Origin of the sequence: Gardnerella sp. KA00288, assembly GCF_049244085.1 — a bacterium.
Lineage (GTDB): Bacteria > Actinomycetota > Actinomycetes > Actinomycetales > Bifidobacteriaceae > Bifidobacterium > Bifidobacterium greenwoodii.
The window spans coordinates 1,228,142-1,245,739 of record NZ_CP058373.1 but is presented as its reverse complement, the minus strand read 5'-3'; the positions used below and the strand labels follow the sequence as shown (position 1 = coordinate 1,245,739).

General features: G+C 45.4%; 12 protein-coding genes. 7 read left to right on the top strand and 5 right to left on the bottom strand.

Features of this window, described 5'->3' with window-relative positions; all coding sequences use genetic code 11:
- Positions 1-86 precede the first annotated feature (86 nt).
- A complete protein-coding gene (gene pgm, locus HXT52_RS04720; RefSeq protein ID WP_004110201.1) occupies positions 87-1,760 on the bottom strand; it encodes a phosphoglucomutase (alpha-D-glucose-1,6-bisphosphate-dependent) in 1,674 nt (557 codons plus the stop codon).
- A gap of 35 nt (positions 1,761-1,795) precedes the next feature.
- On the bottom strand, positions 1,796-2,920 hold the full coding sequence (locus tag HXT52_RS04715; protein WP_119520650.1) for a diacylglycerol/lipid kinase family protein: 1,125 nt from the start codon (positions 2,918-2,920) through the stop codon (positions 1,796-1,798).
- Positions 2,921-3,033: 113 nt separating this feature from the next.
- On the opposite strand from HXT52_RS04715, the gene HXT52_RS04710 reads away from it, so the two are divergent.
- From HXT52_RS04710 to HXT52_RS04685, 6 genes are all read left to right on the top strand, one after another.
- Entirely contained in the window at positions 3,034-3,993 is a 960-nt protein-coding gene (locus HXT52_RS04710; protein WP_421775831.1) for an alpha/beta fold hydrolase, read from the top strand.
- 71 nt (positions 3,994-4,064) lie between these two features.
- A complete protein-coding gene (locus HXT52_RS04705; protein ID WP_421775830.1) occupies positions 4,065-5,909 on the top strand; it encodes a L,D-transpeptidase in 1,845 nt (614 codons plus the stop codon).
- 10 nt (positions 5,910-5,919) lie between these two features.
- Positions 5,920-7,398, top strand: a complete 1,479-nt coding sequence (locus HXT52_RS04700; protein ID WP_421776187.1) for an App1 family protein — start codon at positions 5,920-5,922, stop codon at positions 7,396-7,398.
- Positions 7,399-7,408: 10 nt separating this feature from the next.
- Entirely contained in the window at positions 7,409-9,985 is a 2,577-nt protein-coding gene (locus HXT52_RS04695) for a S9 family peptidase (protein ID WP_421775829.1), read from the top strand.
- 223 nt (positions 9,986-10,208) lie between these two features.
- Positions 10,209-10,934, top strand: a complete 726-nt coding sequence (locus HXT52_RS04690) for a Crp/Fnr family transcriptional regulator (protein ID WP_116794305.1) — start codon at positions 10,209-10,211, stop codon at positions 10,932-10,934.
- A 36-nt stretch (positions 10,935-10,970) separates the two neighbouring features.
- On the top strand, positions 10,971-13,298 hold the full coding sequence (locus HXT52_RS04685; RefSeq protein WP_410314576.1) for a transglycosylase domain-containing protein: 2,328 nt from the start codon (positions 10,971-10,973) through the stop codon (positions 13,296-13,298).
- A 121-nt stretch (positions 13,299-13,419) separates the two neighbouring features.
- Here HXT52_RS04685 and HXT52_RS04680 read toward each other — a convergent pair whose 3' ends face one another.
- A complete protein-coding gene (locus HXT52_RS04680; protein ID WP_419389120.1) occupies positions 13,420-14,574 on the bottom strand; it encodes a quinone-dependent dihydroorotate dehydrogenase in 1,155 nt (384 codons plus the stop codon).
- A 175-nt stretch (positions 14,575-14,749) separates the two neighbouring features.
- Between HXT52_RS04680 and HXT52_RS04675 the strand changes: the two genes are divergently transcribed.
- On the top strand, positions 14,750-15,607 hold the full coding sequence (locus HXT52_RS04675) for a DeoR/GlpR family DNA-binding transcription regulator (RefSeq protein WP_308581680.1): 858 nt from the start codon (positions 14,750-14,752) through the stop codon (positions 15,605-15,607).
- A gap of 89 nt (positions 15,608-15,696) precedes the next feature.
- Here the strand turns inward: HXT52_RS04675 and HXT52_RS04670 are convergent, their stop codons facing one another.
- Together HXT52_RS04670 and HXT52_RS04665 are read right to left on the bottom strand one after the other, a co-directional pair.
- The gene (locus tag HXT52_RS04670; protein ID WP_410314637.1) at positions 15,697-16,497 is read right to left on the bottom strand and encodes a peptide ABC transporter permease; all 801 of its coding nucleotides are present in this window, start codon (positions 16,495-16,497) and stop codon (positions 15,697-15,699) included.
- Between the two features lie 31 nt (positions 16,498-16,528).
- Entirely contained in the window at positions 16,529-17,218 is a 690-nt protein-coding gene (locus HXT52_RS04665) for a tRNA (cytidine(34)-2'-O)-methyltransferase (RefSeq protein WP_116794301.1), read from the bottom strand.
- Positions 17,219-17,598: the final 380 nt, after the last annotated feature.

Below are 17,598 nucleotides of genomic sequence, written 5' to 3'. Positions count from 1 at the left end.
TGCAACCAGCGCAATTAGTGTATTTTTTATTTACGCAAGATTATTACGTTACGCCAAAGTCTTGTCGACTGCCACAGTCTTGCAGACTATGCTAAAGCCTTGTCGACTACGGCAGTGGCTTCTTCAAGCACTTTGTCAAGTGCTTCTGGAGAAACGAAGGATTCTGCGTAAACCTTGTAAATGTTTTCGGTACCAGATGGGCGAGCAGCGAACCAGTTATTCTTGGTAGTCACCTTCAATCCGCCAATCTTTGCGCCGTTTCCAGGAGCTTCCGTAAGCTTTGCGGTAATATCTTCGCCAGCAAGCTTGGTTGCTTCAACATCGTCGCCGCTCAAAGCTGCGAACTTCTGCTTCTGCTCAAGCGTGGTTGGGGTATCAACGCGCTTATACCAGCTTTCGCCAAAGCGAGCAACCTGATCCTGGTGAAGCTGAGCTGGGTTCTTGCCAGTCTTTGCAGTAATTTCCGCAGCGAGCAAGTCTGGAATCAAACCATCCTTATCGGTGGTCCACACGCGACCATCCTTGCGCAAGAAGCTCATGCCGGAGCTTTCCTCTCCGCCGAAAGCAACTTCGCCGCTAAAGAGTGGGTCAACGAACCACTTAAAGCCAACAGGAACTTCCACAAGCTTTGCGTTAATAGAAGCAGCTACGCGGTCAATCAAGGAAGAAGACACAAGCGTCTTGCCGATTGCAGTATTCTTTGGCCAATCTGGGCGAGCGCCGCCGAACAAGTACTCAACGCATACTGCAATGTAGTGGTTCGGGTTCATAACGCCCCAGTTTGGGCACACAATTCCGTGGCGGTCAGCATCTGGATCAGTGCCGCCAACCAAATCGTACTTATCCCAAGCGCCAGCGTTAAGCTGATCAACTAAGCCCTTCATTGCGTAAGGGGAGCTTGGATCCATACGAATCTTGCCATCGTGGTCAATAGTCATGAATCGCCAAGTTGGGTCAACTTCTGGGCGCACAACGCCAATGTTCAGGCCGTACTTTTCGTTCATAAGTGGCCAGTAGTTTACGCTTGCGCCGCCGAGTGGGTCAATTCCCAAACGCACGCCGCTGGAACGAATCACGTCGAAGTCGATTACGTTTGCCAAGTCGCTTACGTAATGTTCGCGGTAATCGAAGCCTTCAACCAAATCAGACTTGATTGCTTCCTCGAAAGGCACGCGCTTTACGGACTTGTAGTTGTCGAGCAATTCGTTTGCGCGGTTTGCAATCGCATTAGTCACGTCTGCAGGTGCAGGGCCGCCGGTTACAGGATCGTACTTAAAACCGCCGTCGGTTGGAGGGTTGTGCGAAGGGGTGACTACGATGCCGTCAGCCAAGCCGTCTCCGCTAAAACGCTGAGTGCCGTCGGCTGCGCGATTATGAGTCAAAATAGCCTGAGAAACAACAGGAGTTGGCACGAAGTCGCCGCGAGAATCCACGCGAACGTGAACGCCGTTAGCAACCAAAACCTCAATAGCGGTTTTTTGAGCAGGCTCAGAAAGAGCGTGCGTATCGCGACCAATATAAAGAGGGCCAGTTACGCCAGCGCTCTTGCGATATTCAGCAATAGCTTGCGTAATTGCCACAATATGAGCTTCGTTAAACGAAGTTTTCAAAGCAGAACCACGGTGACCGGACGTGCCGAAAATCACGCGCTGTTCTGGAATGTTGGAATTTGGAACTTCATCATAGTAAGCGCCAACCAAAGCGTCGACGTCGACTAGATCTTCTGGGGTGGCGGGCATTCCCGCATTTTTTGCTACCATAATTTTTTATTTTGCCACGGCGCTTGTATTTTATATTATTCACTCACAGTAACGCTGGTTTTTACGCTTGCTGGCACGCGCACGCACAGTGCTTGTTTGTCAACAGTGAAGCGCAAATGCTTTGTGTAACCCAAAATGTCGCCGTCCACCTGCACTGGCGCCGCTTTTTCCAACTGCACTTCCGCGCTAAATCCTTGCGTTTGGTCAATTCTGGAGCCTGCGGATAGCGACTCCTGCTGTAGAGCGTGACCGGTTACGGTTTGGTGTACTACTCCGCGGAATAAATTAGCCCAGCCAATTAATCCGCCCGAAGTGTCAATAATTTCAAAGTCGAGTACGCCGTCGTCGTAAGCGGCTTCTGGCATTAGCGAGAACATAGGAATTTGCCCGCAATTTCCTGCCATAAGTGTTCGGAAGGTGAGTCCTTTTAGCACGCTTTCGTCGCCGTTTGATCTTTGTAAGGTAACGGTTGCACGATACTTCGGCATAAACAAATGTTTAACTCCGGCCACAAAATAAGCAAGCCAACTAATGTTTTTCTTTAGCTTCGGGTCTGTGTCGTCAATCATAAGCGCATCAAAGCCAATTCCGGCAATAATTAAAAACGCATGGCCGTGGTCCTCTTTTGGATTGTCCAGAATTGTTACTCGCCCAACATCAACCTGCCTAGATCCGTGCGAAGTAGCCACGCGCAATGCAGCTTCCACATCGTTTACAGGTATGCCCATGTTTCTTGCAAAAAGATTTCCGGTGCCAATAGGAATAATTCCCATAGCATGTCCTTTGCCGCTTACTGCGCTCGCAACTGTTCTAACTGTGCCGTCTCCGCCAACTGCCACAACAACGTTAGCTCCGTTGGAAAGTGCTTCTTGTGCGCACTCACGTCCGTCTTTGTCTAACTGCGTGTCGATTATTTCGTAAGTTAGTTTGCGCTTGTCGCAATAATTTTGAATACTTTCGCGGTAAGATTCTGCCTGCGGCTTTGAAGGATTTAGAATAAACGCGTAATGTACAGAGTCGCCGTGTCGTTTTGCGAGTTTTTTCGCTAAATGATGCCGTTTCATGGCGCGCGTAACAATCATGATGACGAATGGCGCAATAACTAGCGCAAAAACAATCACCATAAGTGCAATGGTTGCTTGGATAGGCATAATTGGCATACCCTCTATTCTTGCACATTATTTCTATTGCTACGATAAATTTTGCTTAATACTGTGAATATTTACGTTTTTTACACATTTGTGTTATATGGCTAAGACTATTATTAGGCACTATGTGTGAAGCTTTTAACAACGCAAATAGTAAGTGCGATTCTTTTAAGGATTGCTCACTTTTTCAGTTGCACAATACGGTTTATAGAGATGTAAAAAATTCTGACGATTCAAACAATTCCAATATTGTTCCAATCGTTTTAATCCACGGTTTTCCGGTTGATCACCGCATGTGGGATGCTTGTGCAGATTCTTTGAACGCACAAATTGATGCCGCTCTTGAATCCGGATTGTTAAAGCATGACGTTCCTATTTTTGCTCCGGATATGGTCGGTGCCGGCTTGAGTGAGACTCCAAAAGCAGAGCGCTCTGAGTTTAACGAGGCTGATTACGCTCACGCTCTTGACGCTCTTAGTGCATCTTATGTAAAACTTATTAACGATTTGGGCTTTGAGCGCGCTGTATGGGTTGGTCTTTCTATGGGCGGCTATGTTGCTTTGGATGTTCAGCGTCTTCTTCCTAAAGCTGTTGCCGGCATTGCTTTATGCGATACTCGAGCCTGCGTTGATGCTCCTCAAGCACGCGCTAAGCGTCTTGAAATTGCAGACGTTTGTGAGCGCGACCAAACAGTTGAGCCTGTTATGCATTTTGCTCACGCAACCGAAAAAGATTCTACGGTTAAACAGTCTCCTGAGTTTATTCAAACTTTTGAAAATTGGATTCATGACCAGAAGCCTGAAGGTTTGGCATGGCGTCAGCGCATGGCAGCCTGCCGTCCAGATATGGAAGACCAGCTGCCTTTGATTACAGCTCCGGCTGCGGTTATTAGCGGCACTTTGGATCCATCTAGTGCGCCTGAAATTATGCGTCCAATGGCTGACGCAATGAAATCTTCCTCGCACGTAGATTTTGTTGAGATTGAAGATTGTGGACATTTCAGCGCTACTGAGCATCCGTATGAGGTTGCTTCTGCCTTGGTTACTTTATTGTCTGCAGTGCAGCGTTTGCAGAGAAATCTGTAATTTCGTGCGTCGCTAGTGATAAACTGTACAAGCGTGTTTTTGCGTACAATTATTGAGCAGAGGTTATTAATATGACTGATATGCAGCACAATCCTGAAGGCGAAGATTCCTTCAATCAAATGCCGGGTCATACGCCTGATGACGCAAGCGACGACACAGTTGCTTTTGCGCAAGTCGAGCAGAATCAGGTAGATAATCAATCTGCCGATAATGATGAAAAAACTCTTGCCGAAAATCTTGGTGAAGTTGCAGACGAGTACGAAGATCAGGATTCTTTCGACAGTGGTCTTTCTGTACAAGAAATACTTATTAACAATTCTGCAGATTCTACAGAAACAGACACTTTTAAGGCTGTAACGCCTGATTCTAAATCTACGCCCGAAAATGGCAGCAGCAGAAATGGTAAAGGTGGCAATCGAGGCGGTCGTGGCGCTAACGGAGCGAAGGCAGGCTCAAATAATCGCGGCAATCGTTCTGCGCTCGCATTGCTTTATTCTCTTCTAGTTTTTGTTATTTTGATAGCTGTAGCATTCTTTGCTTTGCAGTGGTATTTCCACGATCGCGTATCTCCAGGCGTTAATTTTGGTGATGTTTCTGTTGCTCGTAATCTTACGGGTTATAAGGAGGATTCCGTAAAGCGCGTTGTAAGTGATGCTGTGGATGCTTCTTCTTTGGTTATTAAGGACGACCGTGGAAACAGTATTACTGCAGATTTGGGTGAGCTTGGTGTAAAAATCAATCAGCCAAATACTGTGCGAGCAATTATGCAAGCTAAGCATGATAATTTATTCACTCGCATTATGCCTTGGATTCAGCAGTCTGTTAGTTTGCAAGCTAAGGTTGATCATTCTGCAATGGATTCGTATGTGCTTACTAGGTTTGTTCGCGAGCGTGATCGTGCTGTTCCTTACAGCGCAAAATTCGACAAGAATTCCGAGTCTTATGTTGTAGAAGATGGTATTCCTGGCCGCACTATTGAAACTTTGTCTGTGCGCGAAGCGGTGAAAAAAATACTGGCTCATCCTGGTAAAAGCTTAAAAGTTTCAGTTACTTCTCGCAAAACTCAAGCTCCTATTAAGCGCGATGCTGCACAGAAACTTGTTGACGAATTAAATAAGTTGCTGTCGAAAAAAATTACGTTTAATAACGGCGATGGAAAAGATTTTACTGTTCCTAAAACAGTTCTTGCTTCTTGGATTACTGTAAAAGCTGATACTACGCGTCGTAAGCTTTCATACACTGTTGATACAGATAAAGCAGACGAGTTCTTATCTCAGGCACTTCCTAAAGAGCTTAATCAGCAGAAAGTTAATCAGGAAGACGCAATCAATAAAGACGGAAAGTTTATTTTCACAACCATGAAGGGTTCTAATGGTGTTGAAATCACTTATGCAAAGTCAGCTGCAGAAAAAGCAGTTGATGCTTTGCGTAAGGGTAACGATTTTAAGCTGACTCTTCCTGCAAAAATCACTAAGTTTACGGTTGAGAAAAAGCTTGTGGAAATGCGCATTGTTGTTGATAAGTCAACTCAGACTGCGTCTGTTTATAAAAACGACGAGCTTGTGAAGACTTTCCCTGTTTGCACCGGTAGGACTGGCGCGGATGATTCAACTCCTGGCACTTTCTTCATTTACTTGCGTTACGCTTCTCAAGATATGCGCGGTAGAAATGGCGATGGTTCTTCTTACTTCTCGCCTAATGTGCGCTGGGTTAGCTATTATCACGCTGGAGAAGGATTCCACACTGCTTCTTGGAATTATGATGGTATTGCTACTGGCGATGCTGCAAATCATGGTTCTCACGGATGCATCAACATGTACGAGCAGGATGCGCGCTGGATTTATGAGAATTGCCCGCGCGGCACGATTGTTCAGATTGTAGGAACTACTCCGGATGGTCCTGTGCGCGAGAAATGAGCGTATGAGCATGTATGATGAAGGTTCTGAGGATGAAACTAGCTCATTCGATGAGAATGTAGCTACTTCTGCAGCGCCATCAAAGCATGCTGTTGCGCAAAAACCGGAAGCGCTGTTAAAACCGGCAGCACAATCGAAACCGGCTGCGCAATCGAAACCGGCAGCACCTTCGTTATCTCGTCGAATTAGCAGCACCCCAATTCCTGTACACGTTACAGCTACACTTTTTGACGCACCGTCTGAAGACGAAAAAATCAGCAATAAACCTTGGTTTGTGCGTGTAGTAAGACGTGTTATTACGTCTTGTGTTGGAATATGGATGCGATTTGCCTCTCGCATTGCTCGCCGGTCAGGGTGGTATCCAAGCGTAGAGCCGTATATTGGCTATGGAACGCATCGCTATGCTCGCTTAATTTGCCGCACAGTGTATGCTCCAAAGCGCGGACACCGTTCAGTGTTAAAGCGCGGTATTTACGCAATGCTTGTGATTCCAGCCGTTCGTGTTCGTGTTGCGCTATCAATAGACAATATTCCTGTAGAAACCGCGCAAGTCGGTGATTCTGAAGTTTATGACAAGCCGGAAGAGGCTCGTGGCGGTAGTGCTGAATATTGTATTTCTGATCGTGCAGGCTACTTGGATTTGATTACAGAACGCGCGCTTTTGCCGGGTCGTCATGTTGTTTCTTACACGCTTGAAAATCGTGAGCCGGTTAAAGCAAGCTTGTTTGCTATTGATGACAACGTGCCAATCGGAATTATTTCCGACGTTGACGACACTATTATGGTCACTCAAGCGCCTTCTCCAATTCGTGCCGCGTACAATCTGCTTATTATGAATCCGGCGCATCGTTCGCCTGTTGCTGGAATGTCGGAGTTTTTCCAATCGCTGTCTAATTTGCGTAACGATATTCCATTTTTCTATCTTTCGACTTCTCCTTGGAATGTTGAGGCTTCAATTCGTCACTTTATTGAGCGTGAAAAGTTTCCTGAAGGCCCTCTTTTGCTCCGCGATTTAGATCCGCGTCCTAAGACTTTTATTCCAAACGGTCCGCAGCATAAGTTGGAGTTTGCCACCCAGCTTATGGATGATTTTCCAGGTATGCGTTTTGTGCTTATTGGCGACGACGGCCAAAAAGATCCAAGCACTTATGCGAATATTATTCGTCAGCATCCTGGCCGAGTGCTCGCTGTTGGCATTCGTCAGCTTCATAAGCGGGATACTGTAGACAATTTCCGACGTAAATTATCGCGTGACTTTGCGGTTGCTCTTAGTGCTTCTCGTCGTGCTTATATTTTTGCAGACGAAAATATTCCAGAAATTCCTGAAATGGAACTTGAAAAACTTGACGATAATCTAAATGTTGTAGAAGCAAAAGGTGCTGCTGGAACATTGCAAGGAGTTCCATTTTTTGCAGCGCCTACAGGTCAAGGATTGTCGGAAGTAATGCTTCCGTTTATAAAAGAGGCTATTAAAAGCAGAGTAAGGTAAAAAAATATTTATGAGTGAAAAGATTTGCGAAACAAGCTGTAAAACAACTTCCCAAACAGTCTTTGAAAAACCTGCAGAAGCTAAGCGAATACCCTCAAAGCGCGAATTTCATGGCGATACTTATGTTGACGACTACGCTTGGATGAAAAATCGTAGCAGCAGTGAGCTTCTTGAATATATAAATTCTCAAAATGCGTACACTGCTAAGCGCGTTAAGCATTTAGAAAACTTGCGTTCTACCTTATTTAATGAATTGCGCTCTAGAGTTCAAGAAACAGACATGTCTGTTCCTGTGCGAATGAATAATTACTGGTATTACGTTCGTACGCAAGAAGGAAAACAGTACGCTATTCAATGTCGTATGAAAGTTAGCGATGAAGCTAATTGGAATCCGCCTACTATAGATGAGTCTGCTGAGCCGGGCGCAACTGTAGGTGAAGAAATACTTTTTGATGCAAACAAAGAAGCAGAGCTTGCTGGAAGTAAATTCTTCCGGCTTGGAGGCATGGATTTAAGCTCCGACGGCTCTCGTATGCTTTACGGAGTTGATACTCAAGGCGACGAACGTTTTAGCTATTTTATGCGCGATTTTTCTTCCAGCACATGCTCTTGGTCTACTTTGGAAGAGTCTTGGGAGAATCTTTCTTCTGCTTCACTTTCTCCGGACGGAAAATGGGTGTTTTATGTAAAAATAGACAGCGCATGGCGTCCTTACCAGGTTTGGCGGCACCGCGTTGGAACACCAACAAGCAGCGATGTAAGAGTGTTTGAAGAAAAAGACGAGCGCTTTTTTGTTGACGTTTATGAAAGCTTTGACGAACGCTACATGATGATTAGTAGCAGCTCTAAAACAACCTCTCGTGTGCTTATGCTTCCGTTAAGCACGCCTGAAGGTGATTTTCGCATGGTGATTGAGCCGTCTGAAGGCGTTGAATACGACATTTCCTTCGCATGCTTTGAAGGTGCTGGTAAAAATGGTGAGGATATTCCGGTTGCTATTGTTTGCCACAATGCTAAAAATCCTAATTTTGAGATTGATGTTATTGATATGCGAAATCTTCCGGGCGCAAATACGGACGCAGAATCGGACGCAAATACGGACGCAGGTGCGAACGCAGTCTCATCTAAAATTGCGACTTATAAACTAGGCGATGGCGTTTGCGTTGCTTCCGGTTCTCCTTACGGCTGTGAAAATGGAGATTTGTGGGAAGATTCGGCCAGCAAAAAGCCTATTTGTCAGCCGTATAATTGCGAACAAAATCCTGAAATATTGCGAAACTCAGTCGGCTTAAGTATAAGCGGATTGTCAATGTATAAAAATTATGTTGCGTTGGCGTATAGAGCTCAAGGATTGTCGCATCTGGCTGTAGTTAGCAAAAAGCGCGCTGTAGAAGACTTTTTAAGCGGAAAGCCGTGGCGTTTTTACGAAGTTCAGCCTCAAATTGTTTTAGATCACGAATCTACTTGCGTTAATGTTCAAAACGTAAGTATTTCGCGTGTTAATAATTTGCAATCTTGTATAACTAATCAAGCTAAATCTTCTTCGCGCGAATGTCTTTGCAAAATATCTAAAGAAGAAATCAAAAATAATCGCTTGTTCAGCATTTCTATGACTGGGAATCCTTCTTATGAAGCTCCTCGCATGCGTTACGCTTTTGGAAGTTACGCAACTTTAGGTCAGCTTCGTGAGCTTGATCCTTCAAGCGGCGAAGACGTGTTACTTAAGCGCGGGAAGATTCTTGGCGAGTTTGACGAGCATAATTACGCCGAAAAACGCATATGGATTACTGCTAGGGATGGCGAGCGTGTGCCGGTGTCTATTGTTTGGCGTCCGGATAAAATTTCGCAAAACGAATCAATGTTTATTACAGGATACGGCGCGTACGAAGTAAGTTCTGACCCTAGTTTTTCTGTTGGACGCTTGAGTTTGCTAGATCGCGGAGTGCTGTATGCTCAAGTGCATGTGCGCGGCGGCGGTGAAATGGGTCGCGCGTGGTATGAGCAGGGTAGGCGCGTTAATAAAAAGCACACTTTTGAAGATTTTGTTGACGCAACGCGCGCATTGCAGAATGCTGGTTTCGCTTCTGCTCGCCATACTGTTGCAAATGGCGGTTCTGCAGGCGGCTTGCTTATGGGTGCTATATCAAATATGGCTCCGGAATGTTATGCGGGAATTGAAGCGGATGTGCCGTTCGTTGACGCACTTACTTCTATGCTTGATTCTTCTTTGCCGCTTACTGTAACCGAGTGGGATGAGTGGGGAAATCCGCTTAATAATGCTGAAGATTACGCTTATATGAAGTCGTATACTCCTTACGAAAACGTGCCTTGTGCTTGTAGTGAAGATGGGCGCAAAAAATTAGCTGATTTCCCGAAAATCTTAATCACATCGTCTATTCACGATACTCGCGTACTTGTTACTGAACCTATGAAATGGCTCGCGAAATTGCAGGCTGCTGGGGTGGATGCTATTGCGCGTGTTGAAACTGACGGCGGTCACGGCGGTACTTCGGGCAGGTACAGGCAGTGGCAGGAGCTTGCGTATGAAAACGCTTGGTGTCTTGGTGCTATGGGCATAAACGAATAGTCTAAAACGACCGAAACTACTCAGCTGTGTGCTGTTTATGTCGTTTTCTTGCGAGATTCCGATCCAAACTACTCAGCTGTGTGCTGTTTATGTCGCCTACGTGCCAGCATCCGTGATATTATAGTTCGAAGTGATGTTCGTTTACGCACATACGTTTACGTTCATCTGTATGCGTAGGTAACTCAAAGGCGATATATCTACTTTGCTTGAGAAGGGTAAAGCAATGGTGATAAGCAAAACTAGTGCAGTGATTACAAATAGTGATAGATTGTCGCTGCAGCATACTGCATTGTTTAAGCAAGTTCCTGCGGATCAAATGAAGGAACTTTTGGTTCATCTTCAGGAGTCGATTTTTAACAAAGGTGAGTCGATTTTTAATGAGGGTGATACTGATCACAGAATGTACCTTCTTGAGCGCGGTCGCGTAAAATTAGTGCGTCATTCTAACGATAATCGTGTGCAATTGCTTAGTATTCATACTTCTGGTGAAATTTTGGGCGAAATTCCTGTTTTTGACCCAAAGGGCGGTCCTCGTACCGCTTCAGCAATCACCATTACAAGCAAAACAAAAGTTTTGTGGCTTGAAAACGATATTTTATTCGCTTGGCTAAATAATCATCCTCGAGTTGCTGTAGATATGCTGCAAGTTTTGGCTGCGAGACTGAGGGCTAATAATGAGAGAATTTCAGATTTAGTTTTTATGGATGTTCCAGCTCGTTTGGCAAAAACTCTGTTGAATTTGGCATCCAGATTTGGCGAACCAATGAGTGACGGTTTGCTTGTGCCGCATGATTTAACTCAGGAGGAATTAGCTCAGTTGGTTGGTTCTTCTAGGGAAACTGTGAACAAGGCGCTTATGGATTTTGCAAATCGCGGGTGGATTATGCGAAAAGGACGTTCGATTATTATTTATAAGCCGGGAATGTTAATTCGAAGAGCAGGACGCTGATTATTCAAGTAGAGGCAAACCTTTAGAATAGTACGCATGCCGAAAAAGAATTCACTTACTGCTCGTCGTGTGCTAGCGCTGTTTCTTACCTACATCACTCTGTGTGTTGCGGGTGGTGTTGCTGCAAGTATTATGTTCGTTCCTGGCGTTATGAGTGTGAATAGCGTGGTGAAAACAGTTGTTCCTTCACTTCGCGTTGATGGCATTGATTTTGATGTAACTGCTTTGCCGCAAAAATCGCGACTTTATGCATCTGATGGCAAAACAATTATCGCAACATTTTATGCGCAAAATCGCACTGTTGTGCCGCTTAGACGTATTTCGCAATATATGCAGCAGGCAATGGTTGCTCGTGAAGATAGGCGATTCTTTGAGCATTCTGGCGTTGATGTTCAAGGCGTTATGCGCGCGTTTGTGAAAACATTCGTTAAAAAGTCAGATATGCAAGGCGGCTCTTCTTTAACACAGCAGTATGTGAAAAATGTGCTTATGATTAAAGCGCGCGAAAACAACGATCCTTTGGCGGAATATCACGCTTCTGAAGGTACGATTGCGCGTAAGCTTCGCGAAATGCTCATAGCAATTCAAATGGAAAAAAAGTATTCAAAACTTGAGATTTTGCAAGGCTATCTTAATATTGCGCAATTTGGTAGCAATAATATTTACGGTGTAGAAACTGCAGCCCACCGCTACTTTAATACGAGCGCTGCAAAGCTTAATCTTGTGCAGGCTGCAACTATTGCTGCAATCACAAAAAATCCTTCTCATTACGATCCGTCTATTGAAGAAAATCAGCCAGAAGCGCAAAAGCAGCGCAATATTGTGCTTGATTTAATGCTTCGTCAAGGTTTTATAAATAAAAAAGAGCATGATTCTGCCGTAGCAATCCCGCTAAAAAATACTCTTAATGTTCAGCGAGAAGTGTCTAAGATTGGTTGCCAGGCTGCAGGTGACGCTGCATTCTTCTGCGATTACGTAACCAAGCGAATTTTGCACTCTCGCGAATTTGGAAAGACGGCTGTTGCGCGAGAAAAGCTTCTTACTGAAGGTGGTCTCGATATTTACACCACTATGGATTTGCGTGCAAGTAAGGCTGCAATGAAAGCTGCTCGTGACACGATTCCAGTAAACGATAAAAGCGGTTTTGAAGTTTCGATTGCTGCTATTAAGCCTGGAACTGGTGAGGTTTTGGCCTTTGGTAGCAATCGTATTTATGACGCGTCCGACGCTGCTAGGTCTGATCCAACTCATACTGCTCTTAACTACGCTGTTGACGAGCGAGATGGCGGTGGTCTTGGCTGGCAGATTGGTTCTACTTGGAAGCCTATTAATATGGTTGCGTGGATGCTTGCTGGAAAGTCAATAAACCAGCCTCTTCGCACGACTATCCGATACAATAATTCTGATTTTAACTGCAATAAGTTCCGCGGAGTCGGCTCATGGTTTGTGCAAAACTCCGGCGGTGGAACTGTTAGCCCAGAAACGCCTTTGCAAGGTCTTGTTCGTTCTCACAATACTACGCAGGCGTCTATGGCTCAGCAAATTAAGCTGTGTTCTATTGCAGACGCGGCTAAAATTCTTGGATACCATAATTCGCCTCTTGGTCAGGAAAGCGTGTATTCGGCTAATTCTTTGAACCCGCCAATGACCATTGGTTCTGTGCAGGCTTCGCCTTTAACTGTTGCTAATGTGTATGCAACTTTGGGTGCAGATGGTGTTGCTTGCGATCCTATTGCTATTAAGCGAGTTATTGATAAGAACGGCAAGCGTTTAAGAGTTCCTAGTGCGCATTGCCATCAGGCTATTCCAAAGGGTATTGCACAAACTGCTGCATACGCACTTAATCAGGGTGTTGTTCAACCTGGTGGTGAGGCTTCAACAACTCAGCTTGACGGCGGACGTAAAACCTTCGCAAAAACTGGTACTAACGAACAGTACTACATGACCACAGCAGGATTTGTGCCGTATCAGGTGGCTTCGTTTGTTGCCGTCGGCAATGCTGAATCGCAAAAGAGCTTCAACGGCATGACTATTAACGGCCGCACAATGGCAGCTTGGTATGGTATGTATATTGCAACGCCTGCGTGGAAGCAGTTTATGAACGACTATTTGAAGGCTGCTAATATTCCTGTTGATAACGATTACGGAAAGCCTGATCCAAAGTACACTGCTGGAGCTTCCTCAACGCACGACTCGCTTTATAAGAAGCCTGCCCAAACTGAGCAGGAAAAGCGAGATGAAGACGCTCGTCGTCAGGCCGCTAGAGAACAGCAGGAAGAGGCTAATAATCAGCAGCAGACGCAGGATCAGTATGGAACTGCTCGTCGAGATGATTACAACACTTCCACAGGAGATGCGTATTAAGTTTTAGATGATTAAAACAGCGCAAGCGGCATAAACTACTCAACGCTGCGCTGTTTTGGTTGGAATTACGCAAAAAAAACGGCATAAACTACTCGCGACTGGGTAGTTTATGCCGTCACTTTTAGTCTAAATCTGCTCCAACAGCGTCGGAAACATGTTCGAATCCGTCTCGCTTCAAAAGATCCGCAAGTCCGCGCTTTAATGTCGTAATCTGCTGCGGTCCTCTGTACATAAGCGACGTAATAAACATAACCAAATCCGCGCCAGCGCGAATCTTCTCGTATGCTTGCTTTGGTGTAAAGACTCCGCCAATTCCAGCAATAGCAAAACGATTACCAAAAGCCTTGCGCGTGCGACGAATAAGTTCGTTGCTTGCCTGGTAGGTAGGGCCTCCAGAAAGTGCGCCTTGCCAATCTGCTGGAACGTCAAGTCCGGAGCGGTTCTTCTGCAAGTTCGCAATACTTACGCCATCAACCTTATGTTCGGCAAGAACATCTAGAAGCGACTTAAACTGCTCCCATCCTCCCGGCAAATTAAGCGGCATTTTAACAAGCGTTGGCTGAGGTCGCTTAATAGTATCAAGATCGCTAAAAAGTTTGTCGAGCGCTTCCGGCTCTCTAAAAGGTTCACCTACGCGAGTATTTGGGCAGGAAATATTCACCTCAATAATCGAGCTACGTCCAGCCGCGCGCTCCATAGAAATGTGATAATCTTCAATGCCTTCGTTTAAGTCGCCAACTAAATCGTCGTTTGTGCGAGCAATTGAAATAGACATATTCATTGATTTAGCTTTAGTCCACGCTTTTTCTGCGCGTGCAACAACCGCTTCGCTGCCGTCGTTTGCTAAACCTGCGTGTACCAAAATAGAGTCGTATTGCGGAAGACGATGATACCAAGGCTTCTGATTTCCTTCGCAAGGACGGCTTGTAGTTGAGCCAACTGTTTCAAAACCAAAGCCGGCATTGTCTAGCACGGTTGCCATTTGGCAGTTTTTATCTAATCCAGCGCTTAAGCCGAACGGGTTCGCAAAATCCAATCCCATAACATTAGTTTCAAGAACCGGATCTGTGTAGTTAAGCATTGTTCGAAGAAGCCACATAAGACCCGGCGTATTTTCGCTGAATTTGCAGAAGTCAATCATGCGTTCGTGAGCTTCGTCAGGCGGAATGTTGAACACAAAATGTGGTTTTATTACATGCTTGTAGGAGAAAGTGAACAAATCGGTCGTTGCTTTATTGACGACATTGTGCAATGAATTTTCAGAAACGTAATGCATATCTATATATTAAGGCATTATTTGTGCGTTTACCACCCTAATGCGCGTTCGTTTTTGTGCGATTTATTACAAAAATAAGATTTGAATGCGGGTAAATGTGCGTTCTTTTCGTTTTTACGCCCCAAAACGCTCAATTGCGTTTGTTTTTTGCGTATACTTGTGCGATAATGTTCGTATGATTTCTTCGCAGCGTCAACATTTGATTTTAAGCCGTCTTCGCACGCGTGGTGCAGTTCGTATTACCGCGCTATCTAAAGAGCTGAATGTTTCTGCAATGACAGTTCGCAGGGATATTGCCGAGCTTTCGGATCGTGGTCTTTTGAAGCGAGTTCACGGCGGCGCTGTAACTACTAACACTTTGCTTTCTGAGCCACTGTTTTCTGTGAAATCGCAGATGGATATTGGTTTGAAGGATGCTATTGCGCGCTTGGCTGTGGACTATGTTTCTCCGGGGGATGTTATTGCTATTGGCGGCGGCACAACGGCTTACGTGTTTGCGCAGCATTTGCTGGAGTCGCGTAGGGCTTCTGGAATTACGATTTTGACTAATTCGATTCCTGTTGCCGAGCTTGTGCAGGCGTTGGAGTCGAAGGATGTTGAGGTTATTGTAACCGGTGGCGTGATTACGCGCTCCAACTCGCTGGTTGGCCCTATTGCAGATAAAGTTGTGGCTTCGCTTCGAGTGAATACCGTGTTTCTTGGAACGCACTCTGTGTCTCTTCCTCGAGGATTCCTTATGCCGAACTCTTTGGAAGCGGCTACGGATATGGCTTTAATGGATATTGCTGACCGCACGATTATTTTGACGGATCACACTAAATGGAGCTGCACGTCGCTTTCGCTGTTTGCGCGTTTTGATCAGGTTGATACTGTTATTACTGACGATGGTTTGGATGCAGATTCGCAGCTTCGCACGCGAGAGCTTGTTAAGGATTTGGTTTTGGCTCCTGTTTGTGACGATCGTGAAATTCTTAATTCCGCTTCAGATTCTGCGGATTTTGATTTAGCACATAATTCTGTGGACGAAGACTGATGTGAATTATTGCGTGAAGTTTTGCGTGAAGCTGTAATACGCTTTTGCTTACCGCACGCTTTTTTCTTACTGCATGCTTGATGCAATACTTATCGCACGTTTACAAAAAGCGGTTCGCTATGCAATCCTGCAACGCGCTTATGCTCAACTCTAAGAACATAAGTTCCGCGATCTACCTTCGGCAAATCCTCGTCTGCAGTGCAGCCTTTTCCTGCATTCGTGTTGGTATTCCAGGTAATCTTCTTTTCAAAATGATCGCCCTTAGCCATAAGAAGCGGTTTTAAAGCAGTATCGCAAGTGTCTGAACGCCACACTGCGTTGGATAAGTAGTTGCTGCTATTTGCGTCTTTAGAGTCTTTTGCATCTTTACCATTTTTGCTATCTTTGCTATCTTTTGCGTCATCATTCGACTTACTAACAGCATCGCTACTGTTTACAGACAGCACAGAATTCATGTCGGAAGCATCAATAAGACACGAAGTATTTCCTTCATATACAAAACGCTCAGTAAGCTCAACGCTACCGCCCATCGGAACGTTTTGAGATTTCACAGAAAGCTCAATATTAATATCGTGCGCAGTGCATCGGGGAGTGAGACCAACCGGGCGCGGCTCAGGCACGGATTTTCTAGAAACATCAACTTCATGCCCTGCAATCGCTCCGCCAACTGCAGCAAGTCCCTTACCTAAGCTAATGACGCAAAATATTGCCAGCGACACAATCAAAAAAAGCACTACACACACAAAAACGCGTCTGCGAAAATACATTTTTTGCTGCGACGTGCTCATTTTTTTGCCGGATTTACGCAATTTACTGCGATTAAATATGGCGCTCGCTTTGCGCTGCACCTGTCGCTTTATTTTGCGCTGTATTCCGGATGGTGTGAACATATTATCCATTGTAATGCATAGTTTGATGTGCTTACTTGCCGCCGGCGAAACCGAGCTGTCTCCACGCTTCGTACACTGCAATAGAAGCGCAATTTGTAAGATTTAAGCTACGAAGCGAAGGTCGCATTGGAAGACGAACCTGCTCTGCCACATGCGGGCCTGCCATAACATCCATCGGATCCGGAATATCTCCAGGTTCTGGACCAAAAAGCAGAATATCGTTCGGCTTGTACTCAATTTCAGTGTAAAGTTTCGTAGCATTTGCGGTAAAAGCAATAATTCGCGAATTAGGCATCGACTCAACTAAATTCTCAAAATTCGGGTGCAAAACAACGTGAGCCATATCGTGATAATCCAAGCCTGCGCGACGCAATTTAGTATCGTGCAAATTAAACCCAAGCGGTTCAACCAAGTGCAAAATCGTGCCAGTTACAGCGCAAAGACGAATCGCAGAACCGGTATTTCCTGGAATACGAGGGGAGTAGAAGCAAAGATGAGGCGTGTGCGTTTCCGCTCGCGCGGCATCGTCGGCGCTGAGCATGGCGTCCATAACGCTAATTGGATTTCCATGAGCGTCGGTTACAAGCTCGTCAGGGCCATAGTTTGACTTGCGGTAGCCGTACTCGTACATTTGCTCTACGCGACTTGCGGCGGCTTTGTGTGCGTCGGTTTGCTCTTCGGCTTTTGCCGCTGCTTCTTGCGTATTCTCGCTGTTATCCATTCTATTCCTTAGCTTTTAAGTATTCCTTACGTAACTTCGTAATCGTAACGTATTTAGTTTACTCGCAACTTGCACATTATGTTTCATTGTTTTGGGAAACATTTGTCGTGTGGTTTTCTCGCGTTTGGAGGGTTTGGGGTTGCGTATCGCTCCAAATGTGGGGTGGTTTTCTCGCGTTTGGAGGGTTTGGGGTTGCGTATCGCTCCAAACGCGCGCAATTTTTCCGGCGTTTGTTGTCGGTTTTTTATTGGCGTGGTGATAGCTGCGAAAAGTCCGGAGCTTTCGCTAGAATAGACAGTCTGTGTAAGGTGTGTCATATAGCGGGCATGCTCATGGAACCGAAGAAGGCGCCCGCGAATCAAAATATGCTTAAATAAGCA

Coding starts and splice junctions, on each gene's coding strand:
- HXT52_RS04685 (WP_410314576.1), top strand. CDS start 10,971: ATGCCGAAAAAGAATTCACTTACTGCTCGTCGTGTGCTAGCGCTGTTT.
- HXT52_RS04700 (WP_421776187.1), top strand. CDS start 5,920: ATGTATGATGAAGGTTCTGAGGATGAAACTAGCTCATTCGATGAGAAT.
- HXT52_RS04695 (WP_421775829.1), top strand. CDS start 7,409: ATGAGTGAAAAGATTTGCGAAACAAGCTGTAAAACAACTTCCCAAACA.
- HXT52_RS04680 (WP_419389120.1), bottom strand. CDS start 14,574: ATGCATTACGTTTCTGAAAATTCATTGCACAATGTCGTCAATAAAGCA.
- HXT52_RS04715 (WP_119520650.1), bottom strand. CDS start 2,920: ATGCCAATTATGCCTATCCAAGCAACCATTGCACTTATGGTGATTGTT.
- HXT52_RS04665 (WP_116794301.1), bottom strand. CDS start 17,218: ATGGATAACAGCGAGAATACGCAAGAAGCAGCGGCAAAAGCCGAAGAG.
- HXT52_RS04690 (WP_116794305.1), top strand. CDS start 10,209: ATGGTGATAAGCAAAACTAGTGCAGTGATTACAAATAGTGATAGATTG.
- HXT52_RS04675 (WP_308581680.1), top strand. CDS start 14,750: ATGATTTCTTCGCAGCGTCAACATTTGATTTTAAGCCGTCTTCGCACG.
- pgm (WP_004110201.1), bottom strand. CDS start 1,760: ATGGTAGCAAAAAATGCGGGAATGCCCGCCACCCCAGAAGATCTAGTC.
- HXT52_RS04705 (WP_421775830.1), top strand. CDS start 4,065: ATGACTGATATGCAGCACAATCCTGAAGGCGAAGATTCCTTCAATCAA.
- HXT52_RS04670 (WP_410314637.1), bottom strand. CDS start 16,497: ATGTTCACACCATCCGGAATACAGCGCAAAATAAAGCGACAGGTGCAG.
- HXT52_RS04710 (WP_421775831.1), top strand. CDS start 3,034: ATGTGTGAAGCTTTTAACAACGCAAATAGTAAGTGCGATTCTTTTAAG.